The 503-nt window shown below is 34.6% G+C and carries 1 protein-coding gene; it reads right to left on the reverse strand.

Annotation, left to right across the window (positions count from 1 at the left end; genetic code table 11):
- Positions 1-8: 8 nt before the first annotated feature.
- The gene (locus DAE25_RS23425; protein ID WP_159083944.1) at positions 9-314 is read right to left on the reverse strand and encodes a hypothetical protein; all 306 of its coding nucleotides are present in this window, start codon (positions 312-314) and stop codon (positions 9-11) included.
- Positions 315-503 lie beyond the last annotated feature (189 nt).

Below are 503 nucleotides of genomic sequence, written 5' to 3' on the forward strand. Positions count from 1 at the left end.
AGATTAACTCAACGGTAAATACCTGACTTTCTTATGTTATCCCTGTAAATAGCCTTTTTTACATCTAATGATGCACATCCTGTGTACACCTTTATTGTAGTTTCTGCTACATGGTTACTTAGTACTAAATCACTTTTATTTCTAACGTAAAAAGTGCCAAATTCGTAAATTGTTTTTATAAACATTCTTTTCATTGTATTAAATAATATTGTATTATATCGTTTATATGAAACGACACCAGGTTCTTTCGTTTGGCCTATTATTCTTTGCCCATTTAAGGATTCACCTTTCCATACCTGGATATTTTCGCTCATCTTTTTGAATATATCAGCTCCTCCGATTTTCTCCTCTAACATTTCGCACTAGTGGCTCCACTAAATTACTTGTTTCTTATCGAGCACCATCCTCTGAAAAACACCAGAGACTCTTTTTCAATCCGATTACACACATTAACGTGGAGGTGGATGCCTTACCTGCTGTAGTGATTCTTTCCGAACTTAACA

This window comes from Nocardioides terrigena, assembly GCF_003047265.1.
Taxonomy (GTDB): domain Bacteria; phylum Actinomycetota; class Actinomycetes; order Propionibacteriales; family Nocardioidaceae; genus Nocardioides; species Nocardioides terrigena.

Coding starts and splice junctions, on each gene's coding strand:
- DAE25_RS23425 (WP_159083944.1), bottom strand. CDS start 314: ATGAGCGAAAATATCCAGGTATGGAAAGGTGAATCCTTAAATGGGCAA.